The sequence below is a fragment of the Flavobacterium taihuense genome (assembly GCF_019351435.1).
Lineage (GTDB): Bacteria > Bacteroidota > Bacteroidia > Flavobacteriales > Flavobacteriaceae > Flavobacterium > Flavobacterium taihuense.
The window spans coordinates 1-14343 of record NZ_JAHWYN010000035.1 but is presented as its reverse complement, the minus strand read 5'-3'; the positions used below and the strand labels follow the sequence as shown (position 1 = coordinate 14343).

Below are 14343 nucleotides of genomic sequence, written 5' to 3'. Positions count from 1 at the left end.
AAAAAAGTAGTTTTTAATGAAAAATGGAGGTGGTCATTTTGCTCCGGAATTAGGTGGTCATTTTGAATTGGAATCAGGTGGTCACTTTAAATTGGAATTGGGTGGTCAATATCACTGGAATTTGCAGCCTCGTGAGTAAGTTGAACAGCTTTGTCATACTCATAGCTTTCGGTATCTATAAAAATCCCATTTGGATAATGCAATCGAGCCAATGCTTCAACCTGAAAACCACCATTAGCCAAAGCCACCAAAAATGAATCTCCATTTTGATTGTTGGCATATTCTTTTTTTGAGGTAAAAAAAAGCTTGTTTGGACACTCTAAAGCTGTTTTAAAACGGGATTTGGTAAGGGGTTTCATGATGGGTTTGTTTAAGCTTTTGTTTTATATAGAAATTAAATTGGTTTCGTGAGTATTTATTTCCCGTCCTTCCACAATTTCCATTTCTTCTTTTGACAAGCCATACAATTCATAGACCATTGCATCAATTTCTTGTTCTAAAGCATTAGTGTCATTTTGTGAATTTTCTTTTTTTAATAAAAGAATTTGATCTACTTTTTCTATAAATTTATTTTGTTCATCAATTGAAATTTTTGGAATTAAAAGCTCTCTTAGTTCTGTCAATGTTGTCTGTCTGAAATCATCTTTTAGGGCAATCGCAGAAATATTTATATACAAATAAGAAATAAATTTACTAGCTAATATTGCTAAAACATATTTTGTTTGGAAATTATTATCCGTAATTATAAATGGATTAATATCTTTTTTAAAGACTATTTTTTCATCTGTGAAACCTACAGTTAATCGATCTTGTCTATTAATGATTCTTCGGATTAATATTTTTTCCTTTTTATCATAAAAAGGAATTAAAGATTCCATCTTTCTTAAACTGGTAGAATATGTTTCTATTACATTAAGACAATAATTATAAGCATTACCTTCTTTTAAAAAAGGGAAGCTAAATTTTTCGTCGGTTTCATTTGATTGAAGAAATGCACTAGGGGATAATCCTTGAGTAGAAATGCTAATGTTCTCAAGAGTATTGAAGTTGTTTGAGTCAAGTCTATTAAGAATTTTAAAAACAGCAGGGTTTAAAATAATTTTGAATTTTGGAGCAGAAACTAATGCTGTTTCAATATTTTTAAAAACAATGTTTTTTAGTTCATTATGATTCTCAGTCTTTTTATATGAATAAATGTCATAATTTGAACTTGGAGATTTAGACATTAAATAAATACAAGTATCAACATAGGCATCTGTGAAAATGTTAAATGGTAGATTTATAATCGTTTTTAATCCCCAATCAGAAAATAGTTTCTCTCTAAGTTTTGAATAATTTTCACCTGTTTGCCAAGTGACAGGAGCGATATAACACAATAAGCTATTTTTTTTAACCAACGATAATCCCAAAATAATAAACAAAACAGATGTTTCATATTTACGTTCAACTAAGTTATATTTAGTCCGGAATACTTGTTTTGTAACTTCGTCAAATTCTTCAAGTCCAATATATGGTGGATTTCCGATCATTGCATCAAACCCCACAAAATCACCCTCATCATTCAAAATATCAGGAAACTCAAAACGCCATTCAAATGCATTCTCATAGATTTTGTTGCTTTTTATTTCTTCAATCGCGTTCTCTTTCTTCTTAATTTTTTCAGCTAATTCTTTCTTGTTATTTACTTGGGCTTTATTTAAAGTCGCTTCAAATAATTGTGCGGATTCGTATTTTGTATAATATTCATTTTGATCTTTGATTAATTCTTTTATTTCCTTCCCATTTGCATTAATCTCACTTCTAAAATTGGTTTTTATTTCGCCAATTAATTCTTCCATTTCTCGCTTTTGCTCCTTACTTTCAGCATTACGATAGGTGTTAACTGCATTTTTATAAGCATCAATAGTGAGTTTGCTTTTCTTTAAGGCTTCCTTCAAATCGGCATCCAATTCAAAACGACTTATTAAAGAGTTACCACATTTTATATTAATATCAATATTGGGTAGGGTTTCAAGTTCATTGGTGTCAGGTCTGTAATATGCATTCTTCAATAGCTCAATCCATAAACGCAAACGACAAATTTTTACCGAATTTGGATTGATATCTACACCAAACAAACAGTTTTCTATAATGGTTTGCTTTTCGTGAAATAGTGTTTCTTGTATAGCTTGGCTTTCGGGATCATTTGGAGTATATTCAAACAATTTTCCCCTAACACCAGAAATATGCAATTCGTCGTTTTCGATTTGAATATCAACTCGGAGCGGAATTCCATCTTTATCCCCTAAAATACCTAAGTCTTTTTTAATACTAATTAACTCATTGAGAGCAGAAACTAAAAAGTGTCCTGAACCAACAGCGGGGTCGCAAATACGTAATGAGTTCACTATAGAATTAAAATGCTTAATGTTTTCAGGTTTATAAGAACGGTGACAATAAGCTTTTAAATCTTTAAATGTCTCGATAGTATCGTCTTCCTGTTCTTTGAATTTTTGTACAACTGCTCTACGTATTGTCTCCTTACACATATACATTGTAATGAAACTAGGAGTAAAGAACGAACCGTCTTTGTAACCGTTGATTTTTTCAAAAATCAACCCTAATACAGAGGCATTAATCAAGGTTTTATTTTCCTCTTGAATATCTTCAGTTCCTTCACTGGCAAAATCATAAGCATCAAGGAACGATAAGAAATAAGCAAGAGGGTTTTTTATACCAATTTGTTTATTTCCTAGACTGTTCTTAATTACAGTATTAGAAAGTAATGGTAGGGTAACATTGTCTTCGAGTTGGGATACAAATAATGTTTGATGTTCCAAATCAGTTGGTTCAAAAAGTGAACTGTTTAAGTAAGGAACTTTTTCAAATTCTTTTTTTACTCTATCATTTCTTTCATTGGGCTTCTTTGCAAGTACCTGAAAGAATAAACTATTCAAATTGTCATAATCCTTAATTAAATCGGAATTTAAAAACGAATAACTTTTGTCTCCTTTGTGATATGAAATGAGTTGTGCTTCCAGTAATTTTAAAAACAAGATTCGATTAACCCAAGTAATGGTAAGTTCCATTGCTAGATTAGATAATCGTTCTTCTTTTGTTTCGCCAAATTGTCTGGCGTTTTGCAACCGAGAAAGTTTGTCTAAACTTTCTAATTGTTCAATAGTGTTTTCAATCAATGAACCTGAATATCTATTTCCAAGTTTATGACGCTGAATCAGTTTTTTACCACCCTCTTTTATTTCGGTTAAACCAATTATATGCAAAAGTTCTGAATAGAAGTTTTTGTCTAACGAATTGCTGTCATTCGCAAAGGATAACTTCAACATATGTTCCGGCGAAAGAATTTTATATAATGCAATTAATTCTTTGTCGTCCTCCTTATTTTCGTTGTCTAAAAAGGCTTTATAGTCTTGGATGTTAAAGTAAACACATGGGATTTCAACATTAATATTAGAAACTATCTTTTCGATTTCTTCATAAAAATGAGGGTTTTTTTTATTATCACCTACTTTAGTTTTATAAAGGTTTCGGATTTTAGCGTTGTTGTAGATATACTTGTCAAAATGGTTTGCGTCTATAATATACCACTCATTAATATTGGTAATTACAAGCTGTTTCAGTTGGAAATTTCCAACTTCATTTCGTTCGTGTAAGTAGTACAATATTAGTTCGTGAAGTGCTTTTTTGTTGAAATCCTTTCCATTTATCATTTCTCCAACGTTTGTGGGACGTTTGGCTTCAATGATTACGCCAACTTCACTATCTGTTGATTTGTTTAAATGGATTACAAGATCTTTTTTGTCTTTGGTGTTAATAGCGTTGGTGTCACGATAGTAAGTATCCCGTAAAAAATCACGTAGGTCGTTTTTTAAATGTTCTTCGCTTTCATCCTTAGGTCGGTTTTCAATAACGCTGATTTTACTGAGTAGAGTAAGAAGGTTTGTTTTAAAAACTTCAATTTCGTTTCTTAAAGGTTTTTTCTTTAAAAAGGCTTTACTTAAAGCTTTGCGAGGTTCGATAAGAGTTAATTTCATTTATTGAAAGATGATAATATTGATGGCGTTTATATTTTATAATTGAAATTCTATTTTCAATTAGGCCGAGTCAATTCTTACCTCTATAAATATTTGTCTTCAGATGGTGTATTTTTATTCAGATTGTGGCGTAAATTCTATTTTGTGATTTTTACATCCTTTTTTAGAACCTTGTTAAATGTCAGAGCCTGCTATAATGGTTCTTAACTTCCTCATATCCACACTGATTTTTTTTATACACACATTATTCACTTATAACGTGTATAGATTGATACGGTAGTGGTAAATATATGCACAAATGCACATATGTGTGCATTATTAGTAAAAATTATTTCTCATTTAAGTACACATATTTGAAACATGCAACACAGAGGAGAAATAATAAAAAGAGCAATTCATAAAAGTGGCTTTCCTATTACTCAATTGGCGAACAGATTAGGGAAAAGCAGAAGGTGGATCTATCTGATGTTTGAGAACAATAACGTCTCTCTAGATATAGTACTTCAAATAGGAAAAATTATCCATTATGATTTTACAGAAGAGATTAAGGAGTTTAATCCATACCACAATGCAATAAATGAACCTGCAACAGAATATAAAAAAGAAGAATCGCAAGCAGAATACTGGAAAAATAAGTATTTGAAGTTACTTGAGGAATATAACGAGATTCTGAAAAAAGGGAAGACAATTGATTAATTAATAGTCATAAATTAAAAAGCATAATACACCTCCCTAATTTGATACTTCAGAGATTTAATGTACCCATATAATCAATGTTTGTAAAACAGAAAAGGGGCTGTCCGAAAAGTATTTTTTTCGGACAGCCCTTTTTATTATTAAAAATTTAGCCGTGAAATTCAATTATTTAGTAATTGTTTTTTAGGTTTCGGCTAGATTACAACACTAACAGTAAAAAACATATTATATTTAAAACATATTATTTTATAAAAATATGGGAAAAATAAAAAATAGCGGTTTTAAACTAATAGGTATAAAGCCTCATAAAGCCTGTCATTCAAGTTTTGTTAAAGTGTTAGAACCAAGCAAATTATATCAATTTTACAATGAGTATAAATTCTATAACATAAATGGGGATGTTATTAAAAACAATGATGTTTCTATTTGCACATATACTAAAGAAACAACAGTACCTGACGATTTATACAATATTGACAATCTAGATATAAACATCTCTGCAGTTGTAGGTAAAAATGGAAGTGGCAAGAGTACAGTAATTGAACTTTTATTATACTGTGTATATGTACTTGGAACAACTTTAAAAAATGATAATGGGGAAAAAATATTAAAACCATATCATATACAACTTCTGAAAAACATTGAATTCAATGATAAAAAAATAAAAGATTTTACATCCAAGAAAATGGATTTTGGAGATTTAAAAAATTTATTTTTAAAATCAGAAAAAAAAGAAGATGGATCAAATCAAATATTTGAAAAAAAATTGCATGATTTCTTAGCTAGTGAATCAGAAATTAAAGACTTGCAAAAAAAGAAAGAATCTTGGGAAATAGAGATAAAAAATGCCGAAATGGAGCATGATTTTATCATTGGAAATCTCAAATGTAGTATATTTTTTGAGCTTGATAATTTGATGTGGGAACTAAACACTTCTTCACATCATTGTATAAATATTCCAAATAAAGACGTCGACTTAAATAAAGAGAACAAACAGAAAGTTAGAAACAATAAAATATCATATCTCTTAGATCAGAATAATTCCGAATTGTTATCAAGGTTATTCTATACAATAATGCTTAACTATTCGCACCACTCATTAAATTCTGACCATTTAGGATATTGGATAACGACATTATTTCATAAAAATGATGGCTATAAAACACCTGCAGTTATCAATCCAATGCGTGATGAGGGAAATTTTGATATTAATAAAGAAAATTCATTAGCAAAATCTAGACTTTTAATAAATCTATTAATTCAAGCCTTTCACTTAAAAAATAATAAAGAAAAAATTAAACTTACAGACAAACAATTTATTCATAAAATCAGATTCACATTAGATGATTCAAAAGAGATAGATGATTATGTGTCTTTAGGTTCTAAAAGCTCAAGTATTCAGTCTGAAAATTTTATTATAAGTGGAGGTATTGATCATGTAAATCTAATTCAAGAATTATTACCACTATATTTTGAAGGTTTTGATGAAGTATTGGTTCAAGACAAAAATTTACCATATTCAATAGAGGTCATTAATTATTTAATTGGTAAAGTTAGAAGGATATTGAAAAACTATCCTGAATATCATAGTTCTAAAATGCACGATAATATTATTGGGTACTTTAGAGATGTTCTTCCTGTTTTAAAAGAAGATGGTTCACACGTCACTTTTAAAATTAATAGAGGAATGTTCTTTTTAAAAAAATTGCTTAATAAAGAAAGTGTAGAACGTTGGAAAGTTGACAATAAGTATGTTGATTTCGATTTGGATGAATTGTTAGAATGGATGGAAATTAATAATGTAGATGATCTTCATTTGATTTCCCAAAGGGTTCCTCCTTCGATATTTAATATTGATTTTATACTTGATGGAGAAATAAATAAAATGTCTTATGTACAAGAAGAAGTCAATCAGCTTCCAACACTACAAAGTCTAAGCTCTGGGGAACAGCACAAAATCCACACGATTAACAGTATCGTTTATCATTTAAATAATATTTTTTCAGTTCATAATTCAAGTGAGAAAGTTAAGCGTATAAAATATGAATATGTTAATATTATATTTGATGAAATAGAATTATACTTTCATCCAGATTTACAAAGAGAATTTATTAATGATTTATTGAATAATATAAAACGCTTAAAATACATTACCCAAGATAAAGAGCAAAGTATTAAAGGATTAAATTTTCTATTTTCAACGCATTCCCCATTCATTTTATCAGACATTCCTTCTCAAAATATTTTGAAAATAAAATATGATTCTTTAAGGCAACACTCAGTTCAGATTTTAGATAATAATCAAACATTTGGTGCGAACATTCATGATTTGTTGGCTAATTCATTCTTTTTTGAAGGAAAAACATTTACTGGAGAGAAATCCAATGAATTTATAAATGATTTAATTGATCAAATTAATATTTTAAAACAATTGGGAGAGCTAATTCCAAAAGAAGAATCTGATTTATTGTTAATGAAAGCGACACTTATAGGGGAACCTTTTTTTAAGCAAAAATTATGTGAGATGATTATCGAACAAACTCAAGTAACCGAAGACGAAAAAATCGACATGATTATAGACCAGAAAAAGAAAGAAATACAGGAACTTGAAAACTTAAAGAAAAAATGATAAAAATTAGCCATTCCGATATTGACAAAATCGTTAATGATTATTCAAAGGAAATCTATAAAGAATTCATAAAAAAGAAAAAAAACATATTTGAAGTGATTGATATTCTTGGTAATAACAATGATATTAACATGCAAGTTATAGGTAAAGTAAAAGAATATACGGTCGCCTTAAAATTACTTTTAAATGTTAAAAAACTTGAGGTTCCAAAAAAAATAGGGGATAAAAAAGAAACTGAAATTTTAATCTTTAACCTAAAAAAAAATAGGGTTGGAATTGATCTAAGATCAAAATGTAGAAAAGAGAAGCGATACAATCAAATTAAAAATCAATTAAATAATATTTTTAAACATATTTTAATTGATTTATTTTCAGCAAAACCAATCGATCTAAAAACAAAGAATGAAGAATTCAAAAATGAAAATTTAGATACTAATATTTATAATTTCTTCTTTGACTACCAAAATTATTATGACATACTAAATAAATTCATAGGTAAAGAATTAGGAATTATCTGCTGTCCTTATTGTAACAGAAACTATATTTCTTTTATACATGATAACAAAAGCAAACGAATTATTGGCCCTACTTATGATCATTTTTTTCACAAAAGCAAATATAAATTTATATCACTCAGCTTCTATAACCTTATCCCTAGTTGTTATGTATGTAATAGTAATTTAAAAAACCAAGTCAATTTTGATCTTTTGACGCATTTACATCCTCATATAGATGAATTTGGTGATAATGCCGTATTTGACTATGATCTAAGCTTAATTAATAATATAAATGGGAAAAGAAAAATTTTTCAACCAACTATTAGATTAAAAGCTAAAATTAAGGAGGAGGATAAATTAAAACTTTTTGGTAGAGAAAAAGATATTAAGGGTGAAGTGACAGGAAGTATTAAAGTTTTTAAACTGAAAGAAATTTATCAAACTCACTATGATACCGTTGAAGAAATTCATGAAAAATTTGACAAGAATAGTCCTCATTATATAAAGTCTATACAAGATAACCTAAAGAGATTGGGGGTCGCAGAAGATGAGTTTTATAGATTTCACTTTAATAATTATTTTTATTCTGGAGATTTTCACAAGAGACCGTTGGCTAAATTGACGAAAGATATTTATAATAAAATGAAACAAATTCAACCATAGAAGAATTTAATTTCTTTACTTCCATTTTTAAAACTGCATAAATTATAATTTTTCATTGAATGATTTTTAATTAGATTGTATAATTAATTTTTAATATGATTGACAAACAGTATGCATTTGAAGAAAATACTGATACTGCGGCTGTAAATAAAGGTTTTTATATTAATAACCAACTATTATAACATTGAAGCTTTTATAGAAGTTTATGAAGGTATAAAAGTAGTTGAGAGAATTTATAATTCACCCAAGTTAAAATGTTATACATCAAGTTTGAGTTTAAATTTAGAGACAATTAGCAGTACAATATTTTTGTTTTTTTATATACAATAATTGTATTTTTTTATATATTTGCATAGTAAAAAAAATCTCTGCGGGAACAGAGATGGGTTTTTACACAAGGGATATGTAATTTAATAACTATGGAACAAACACAATTATTGGGCGAAGATAATAATTCTTCAAGAAGAATGCAAGGAAAAAGATTGCTTGCAGAATATGACAATTGTAAATTAGAACTTTCAAAAGAATTAGTTTTATTATTTAAAACTTTCGAATCTGCACTAGGTAAAACTAGTGAAGAACTTTTGAAGTTTAAAGTGCAATTTAGATCAAGAACGCTAGAGGCTTCTATAATGCAAAGTTATTTTGCAGAATATTTGCAAAATAACTTTGCAAATAAAGCTTTTTATGGAAAGTATAAGAGGTTGGTTTTAAGAACTAACGGGTATCTTATTTTATTTAAAAAACTAAATGGTAAAGGTTACCCGATGAATATTAAAACAATTAATGTTCAGTCTATTCTTAATCAAAATCAGGCACTTGATTTATTTGCCAACAGTGATTATAATGACGAGCCTATATTGTATTTTGGCTACCAAAAAAACAGATTTAACGAATACGTAAATCCTCAACTTATATATATTGATGAGAATGAGATTAAGTTTTCAATATCCGCTGAAGATATGGATTCTGGGTTATACGTTGGTAAAGTTGATGACAAGCCAATTGGAGTATCTCCAAAACTTAAAAATAGTAACAAACTTAAAAAAGCAAATTAATTTATAAACAATATCCCTTGTGTAAATCTTAATTAAACTTAAAAAATCATGAACCATAGACAATTAACTTTTGCTCGCGAGCTAAGAGGATATAGTCAGACTGACTTATCCAGTTCAATTAAAGGTTTGTCCCAATCGAATTTATCTAAATTTGAAAAGGGATTATCTGTATTGTCAGAAGAGGTACAAAAAAAAATTATTGACTTTTTAGATTTTCCGATTAGTTTTTTTGATAGAAAAATCACTAGTTCTATTGAAAATGGGAATTATAGAAAACGAGCCTCAGTTACAAAATCTGATATTTTAAAATTTGAAAATAGATGTAAGATTTTAGGATATTTGATTGATGAAATGTCTGAGTCAATAGAATGGCCAGACTTTAATTTATCTCCTTTGAATGTTGAAGAGGGATATTCGCCTAGTTATACTGCAAATTATAATCGTAAAGTTTTGGGTCTTAAGAAAGATGAGCCAATAAATAATATTTGTTCGCTTCTCGAAAAACATGGGATTATTATTTACGAAATGAATGCTTATGACAAGTTTGATGGTATATCGTTTTTTACAGACAAAGGATTTACTGTAATTGTTGTAAATAAAAGCTTTTCAAATGACAGAAAAAGATTTACAATTGCACACGAATTAGGTCATATTCTTTTGCATAACGAAAGTAATTTTCCAATATCATCTTATAGAGATGAAAAGACAAAAGAAAAAGAGGCCAATGAATTTGCAAGTGAATTCTTGATGCCTGCAAATGAAATTAAAAATGCCTTACGAGGTATTACATTAAGTGAAGTAGCTAAGTTAAAAGGGTATTGGCTAACTTCAATGGCTTCTATTATAAGACGTGCAAAAGATTTAAAATGTATTAATGATGATCGCTATACGTATTTTATGATAGAAATGAGTAGGAATGGGTTCAATAGAAAAGAACCTGTTGAAGTACCGATTGATAAACCTCAATGTTTCAAAAATGGATACTTAATATTTAAAAATGATTTACTCTTTGATGACGATGATTTTGTTAGTTCGATGTCTTTACCTAAAGACATTTTAAATGAAATTTTTTATTATGATAGGATTGTTAATCTTAAGGTCTTAAAGAATTAAAAGTTTTCAAAGGGTGTCTTTTTAGATGCCCTTTTTGTTTTTAATTCTTGTTCTGTGAAAGTTGTCATAATTTGCTTTTTTATATTGTTTTGATTGACCGCAAGAATGTATTTTGCTCTTTAAGGACATCTACATTCCTGTAGTTTCTTTTTTAATTTCCTAAAACTGTTTTTTCTTTGGAAGCATAATGCAACATTTATAAAAAACCTCGTTTTCTTACCACGTCATTACCAACGTGGTAAATTTTTACTATTTTTTTACTACGTGATTACTATCATGGTAAATTTTTGCTGTTTTTTACCACATTACTCATTCATCAAAACTTTGATTAATGCGTTATTCATATAATAGTTTGACTTGCCTATTTTCGTTTTTTCCAAAAATCCTGATTCTGCAATTTTATCTAAATAATTTTGTGCAGTTCGCTTGTTTATTCTCAATTCCTGTTCTAAAAACTCGATCTTGGTGTACGGGTTTCTAAAAAGGTTGTTTATTAAGTCTTGACTGTATATTTTTGGTAATTTGGTTTGAATATCGGTTTTGTAATCCTGCATCAAATTGTTAATATTCGTAATCAAATCAATAGTTTGTTTTGCAGTAACTTCAACACTTTTCAAGAAATACAAAATCAAATGTTCCCAATCGTCTTTGGTTCTAACGTCTTGTAATACTTGGTAGTATTCAGCTTTATTTTGCGTAATATAACGGCTCAAATATAAAATTGGAATGTCTAATAATCCTTGGAGTACTAAATACAAAATGTTGATTATTCTACCAGTACGCCCGTTGCCGTCATAAAATGGGTGTATGCTCTCAAATTGATAGTGAATGATTGCCATTTTTATAAGTGCGTCTAAATCTGAAAAATCATTATCATTGATGAACTTTTCAAGATTACTCATTAAGTCTAGGACTTCTGTCGCACTTTGAGGTGGTGTGTAAACCGTTTGTCCTTGTGAGTTAACCAGTTTTGTACCGCCTTGAGTTCTAAATCCTGCGTTGTTTTCTAACAATTCCTTTTGAATGGTTAGAATATGTTTGTTCAATAAAAGCTTTTCATTGCGGACAATTTCAAAACCCAACTTTAAACCTTGTGCGTAATTGAACACCTCCTTTGTTGCAGGGTTTGTGTGAATTAAGATGTTTTCTTTGTATAAATCATCATGAGTAGTTACAATGTTTTCTATCTCACTACTGTCTTTTGCTTCCTGCAACGTCAAAGTATTAATCAAAATACTTTCGTTCGGGATTGTCTTTGATGTTCCCTTTAGTTCGGCTAAATAACGGTGCGACTGTGAAAGTTGTTTTAGTATTGCAATGGTTTCAAGTCCTTGTGGTGGTGGTAATATTGGTAGTACAAAGGTTTCGTCAGTCATTTGTTCTGTTTTAGGTCATTAAAATTACTAAAATTCATTTGAGAAAAATCATTGTTTTAATTTGCTGTCTTAACTACTTTAAGTTGAGGTTTTTTATTTTTCTGTAAGTCTTCATAAAACTTCATAAACAAATCGGCATTACTATCTTTGTCCTCCCTTTGATTTATGTATGTAAGGAATAAACTTTCCTTTGAATGTCCAGTTATTCCAATTAATACAGCCGTGGGTATCTTTTTATAATAGTTTGTTGCAAAAGAACGTCTAAAGCAATGTGAAGCAATTAATTCATATTTTGGATAGTTTCCTAATTCTTTTCGGTTAGTTTCGGTATTTAGTTTTGTTCCCTTGACAACCTCCACAATTCCTGCCAACTTGCAAACTACTTTTGCATATTCGTTTAATTTTTGATGGGGCAGTTTTTTAGGTAAATAATTTTCTATAATATCAATAACGTGGGGAGCAATTACACCAACTGTCACATTTTTATTTGTTTTCTGTTGCATAATGTCGATGTAATAATTTTTGCCATTATATCGAATATTTTCTTGTGTGATTTCTAATAAATCCCCTCCACGTTGCCCGATTTCACAACCTAATAAAATCCAGTTTCGGACGTTGTTTAAATTAGCAGGGGTAATGGATAGATTTTTTGTTAGTTCGGGGTTTTGGATTTTAAATTCTTTGAGTTGCTTAATATCCGATAAATCAACATTTTTTATTAATTCTAATTCGTCAAATGATAATGTCTGTATGTATCGATCTTTTTCGCTTTCTCTAAAATGTTGAATAATTTTAGAATAGGGCGCAACTTGAATTTCGTTTTTTTCTGCATCAATGCAAACCGTTTTTAAAATTTCTAATTGCTTGCCAGCGTAATTATTGGAATAGTTTTTTGTATTAATAAGCCAGTTAGTAAATTTATCAACAAAGGGCTTGGTGATCTCTAAGAACTGGATTTGTTTTTTGATCTTCTTTTGATATTCTAAAATGATGTTTTTGAATAAAGTATAGTTTTTGATTGTACTGGTACTCAACCCGATTTTGAAACCTCCATTTGTTTTTACTTTTCGGGTGTTTGCATTGTCGATAATGTTTTGGACATGATTAACCAACAAACCTGCATCGGTTTTTATAACTCTACTGAAACAGTCATTTATTTTTGTTTCGAGCCAATACGTATCAATCAAACTTCCATTTGCTAAATCTTTATTTAGTTCGTCAAAAATAAAAGTTTCTAACTTGTTGAGGTTTGCGTGGGTTATTTTGTTTTGAGGATTATTTTGTTTCGGTCGGTCTGTTGTTGGACTCCAATCTTTGGCGTTTATTGTAAATCCCGTTTTTTTCTTAATCGAAACAAATTGACTTATTGAAACCCTAATATAGATTTGTGAGTTTTCGGATTTGCTTTGAAGTAAAAATTTAATCTTTGCCATGTTTTGAACTTTTTAATATTCAAATTTAAACCAATAATTTGAGGCAAAAAAATTCTAGTCAGTATTTAGTCAGTATTTAGTCAGTGGTATTCTATATCATACTATTTCATCCAATAGGTTTTTATCTTCTAAAAACCCTCGTATATGTTGAATTTATTGAAATTATTTCTGTTTTTGTACTGTTTTTAAGGCTTGTTAAAAACCGTCAAATTGAGTGCTTTGGCGTGTAGGTTCGAGTCCTATTATCCGCACCAAAAGCTTCTCAAGATGAGAAGCTTTTTTGTTTTAATTCCTTTGTTGATAAAAATCAAATCAATATTTTTTTAAAAAGGCAGTTAGGCCGTTTTGTGTATAGATTTAGTTTTGACTGCTTGGGTCGTTGAGGTAATTATTCGTTACCTATTAGATAAGGTGTCTGTTTCGAATTAATGCCATTTAAAATTAAATCCCAATATCATCAGGAGCTTTTCCTGCTATCCGTTACAATCTTGTGAGCCGAACGCCGGCTCACAAGGATTTTCGCTTCTATCAGGGCTATGGTATGGTTTTCCATAAGAAGCAAAACAATAAAACACCTTATATATAGGAGGGAAATCACCAAAAGAAAAATCCGCGTAAATCGGTCGTACCCGTGAGATCTGTTGGCGATGTTGGCGCAGTAAAACGCCAAGCCAAACCCCAAAACGCAGCAAAACCGATCAGATTCCCAAATTCACTCTGCTTAAATTTATAAATTTGCAAAAAGCATGCCTCGTAAATTTCAATATATCAATGTTTTAAAAAATAAGTGTAAAATTAAAGTAAAATAAATGTAAAAAGTCATTGTTTACACGAATAAAGGCGC

At 29.3% G+C, this 14343-nt stretch carries 9 protein-coding genes; 5 read left to right on the top strand and 4 right to left on the bottom strand.

The window, feature by feature from the left end; all coding sequences use genetic code 11:
- Positions 1 to 86 precede the first annotated feature (86 nt).
- Together KZH69_RS19825 and KZH69_RS19820 are read right to left on the bottom strand one after the other, a co-directional pair.
- Positions 87 to 359: a hypothetical protein gene (locus KZH69_RS19825; protein ID WP_219319205.1), complete on the bottom strand. Its 273-nt coding sequence runs from the start codon at positions 357 to 359 to the stop codon at positions 87 to 89.
- A gap of 24 nt (positions 360 to 383) precedes the next feature.
- Positions 384 to 4034 carry a type IIG restriction enzyme/methyltransferase gene (locus KZH69_RS19820; RefSeq protein WP_219319204.1) on the bottom strand — a complete coding sequence of 1217 codons (3651 nt, stop codon included), beginning with the start codon at positions 4032 to 4034 and terminating at the stop codon, positions 384 to 386.
- A 360-nt stretch (positions 4035 to 4394) separates the two neighbouring features.
- Between KZH69_RS19820 and KZH69_RS19815 the strand changes: the two genes are divergently transcribed.
- From KZH69_RS19815 to KZH69_RS19795, 5 genes are all read left to right on the top strand, one after another.
- Positions 4395 to 4730: a hypothetical protein gene (locus KZH69_RS19815; protein WP_219319203.1), complete on the top strand. Its 336-nt coding sequence runs from the start codon at positions 4395 to 4397 to the stop codon at positions 4728 to 4730.
- A 256-nt stretch (positions 4731 to 4986) separates the two neighbouring features.
- Positions 4987 to 7359 carry an AAA family ATPase gene (locus tag KZH69_RS19810; protein ID WP_219319202.1) on the top strand — a complete coding sequence of 791 codons (2373 nt, stop codon included), beginning with the start codon at positions 4987 to 4989 and terminating at the stop codon, positions 7357 to 7359.
- Positions 7356 to 8519, top strand: a complete 1164-nt coding sequence (locus KZH69_RS19805; RefSeq protein ID WP_219319201.1) for a hypothetical protein — start codon at positions 7356 to 7358, stop codon at positions 8517 to 8519. The genes KZH69_RS19810 and KZH69_RS19805 overlap by 4 nt, the downstream gene beginning before the upstream one ends.
- Before the next feature lie 419 nt (positions 8520 to 8938).
- A complete protein-coding gene (locus KZH69_RS19800) occupies positions 8939 to 9577 on the top strand; it encodes a hypothetical protein (protein ID WP_219319200.1) in 639 nt (212 codons plus the stop codon).
- Between the two features lie 48 nt (positions 9578 to 9625).
- The gene (locus KZH69_RS19795) at positions 9626 to 10690 is read left to right on the top strand and encodes a helix-turn-helix domain-containing protein (RefSeq protein ID WP_219319199.1); all 1065 of its coding nucleotides are present in this window, start codon (positions 9626 to 9628) and stop codon (positions 10688 to 10690) included.
- Positions 10691 to 10995: 305 nt separating this feature from the next.
- On the opposite strand, the gene KZH69_RS19790 is transcribed toward KZH69_RS19795, so the two are convergent.
- Both KZH69_RS19790 and KZH69_RS19785 read right to left on the bottom strand, forming a co-directional pair.
- On the bottom strand, positions 10996 to 12066 hold the full coding sequence (locus KZH69_RS19790; protein WP_219319198.1) for a Fic family protein: 1071 nt from the start codon (positions 12064 to 12066) through the stop codon (positions 10996 to 10998).
- Positions 12067 to 12122: 56 nt separating this feature from the next.
- Positions 12123 to 13499 (bottom strand): phage integrase SAM-like domain-containing protein, encoded by a 1377-nt coding sequence (locus KZH69_RS19785; RefSeq protein WP_219319197.1) that lies wholly within the window; start codon positions 13497 to 13499, stop codon positions 12123 to 12125.
- Between the last annotated feature and the right edge of the window lie 844 nt (positions 13500 to 14343).

Bases quoted from the DNA above. Each gene is read 5' to 3' on its own strand.
- KZH69_RS19785 (WP_219319197.1), bottom strand. From the start codon at position 13,499: ATGGCAAAGATTAAATTTTTACTTCAAAGCAAATCCGAAAACTCACAA.
- KZH69_RS19825 (WP_219319205.1), bottom strand. From the start codon at position 359: ATGAAACCCCTTACCAAATCCCGTTTTAAAACAGCTTTAGAGTGTCCA.
- KZH69_RS19820 (WP_219319204.1), bottom strand. From the start codon at position 4,034: ATGAAATTAACTCTTATCGAACCTCGCAAAGCTTTAAGTAAAGCCTTT.
- KZH69_RS19800 (WP_219319200.1), top strand. From the start codon at position 8,939: ATGGAACAAACACAATTATTGGGCGAAGATAATAATTCTTCAAGAAGA.
- KZH69_RS19795 (WP_219319199.1), top strand. From the start codon at position 9,626: ATGAACCATAGACAATTAACTTTTGCTCGCGAGCTAAGAGGATATAGT.
- KZH69_RS19805 (WP_219319201.1), top strand. From the start codon at position 7,356: ATGATAAAAATTAGCCATTCCGATATTGACAAAATCGTTAATGATTAT.
- KZH69_RS19810 (WP_219319202.1), top strand. From the start codon at position 4,987: ATGGGAAAAATAAAAAATAGCGGTTTTAAACTAATAGGTATAAAGCCT.
- KZH69_RS19815 (WP_219319203.1), top strand. From the start codon at position 4,395: ATGCAACACAGAGGAGAAATAATAAAAAGAGCAATTCATAAAAGTGGC.
- KZH69_RS19790 (WP_219319198.1), bottom strand. From the start codon at position 12,066: ATGACTGACGAAACCTTTGTACTACCAATATTACCACCACCACAAGGA.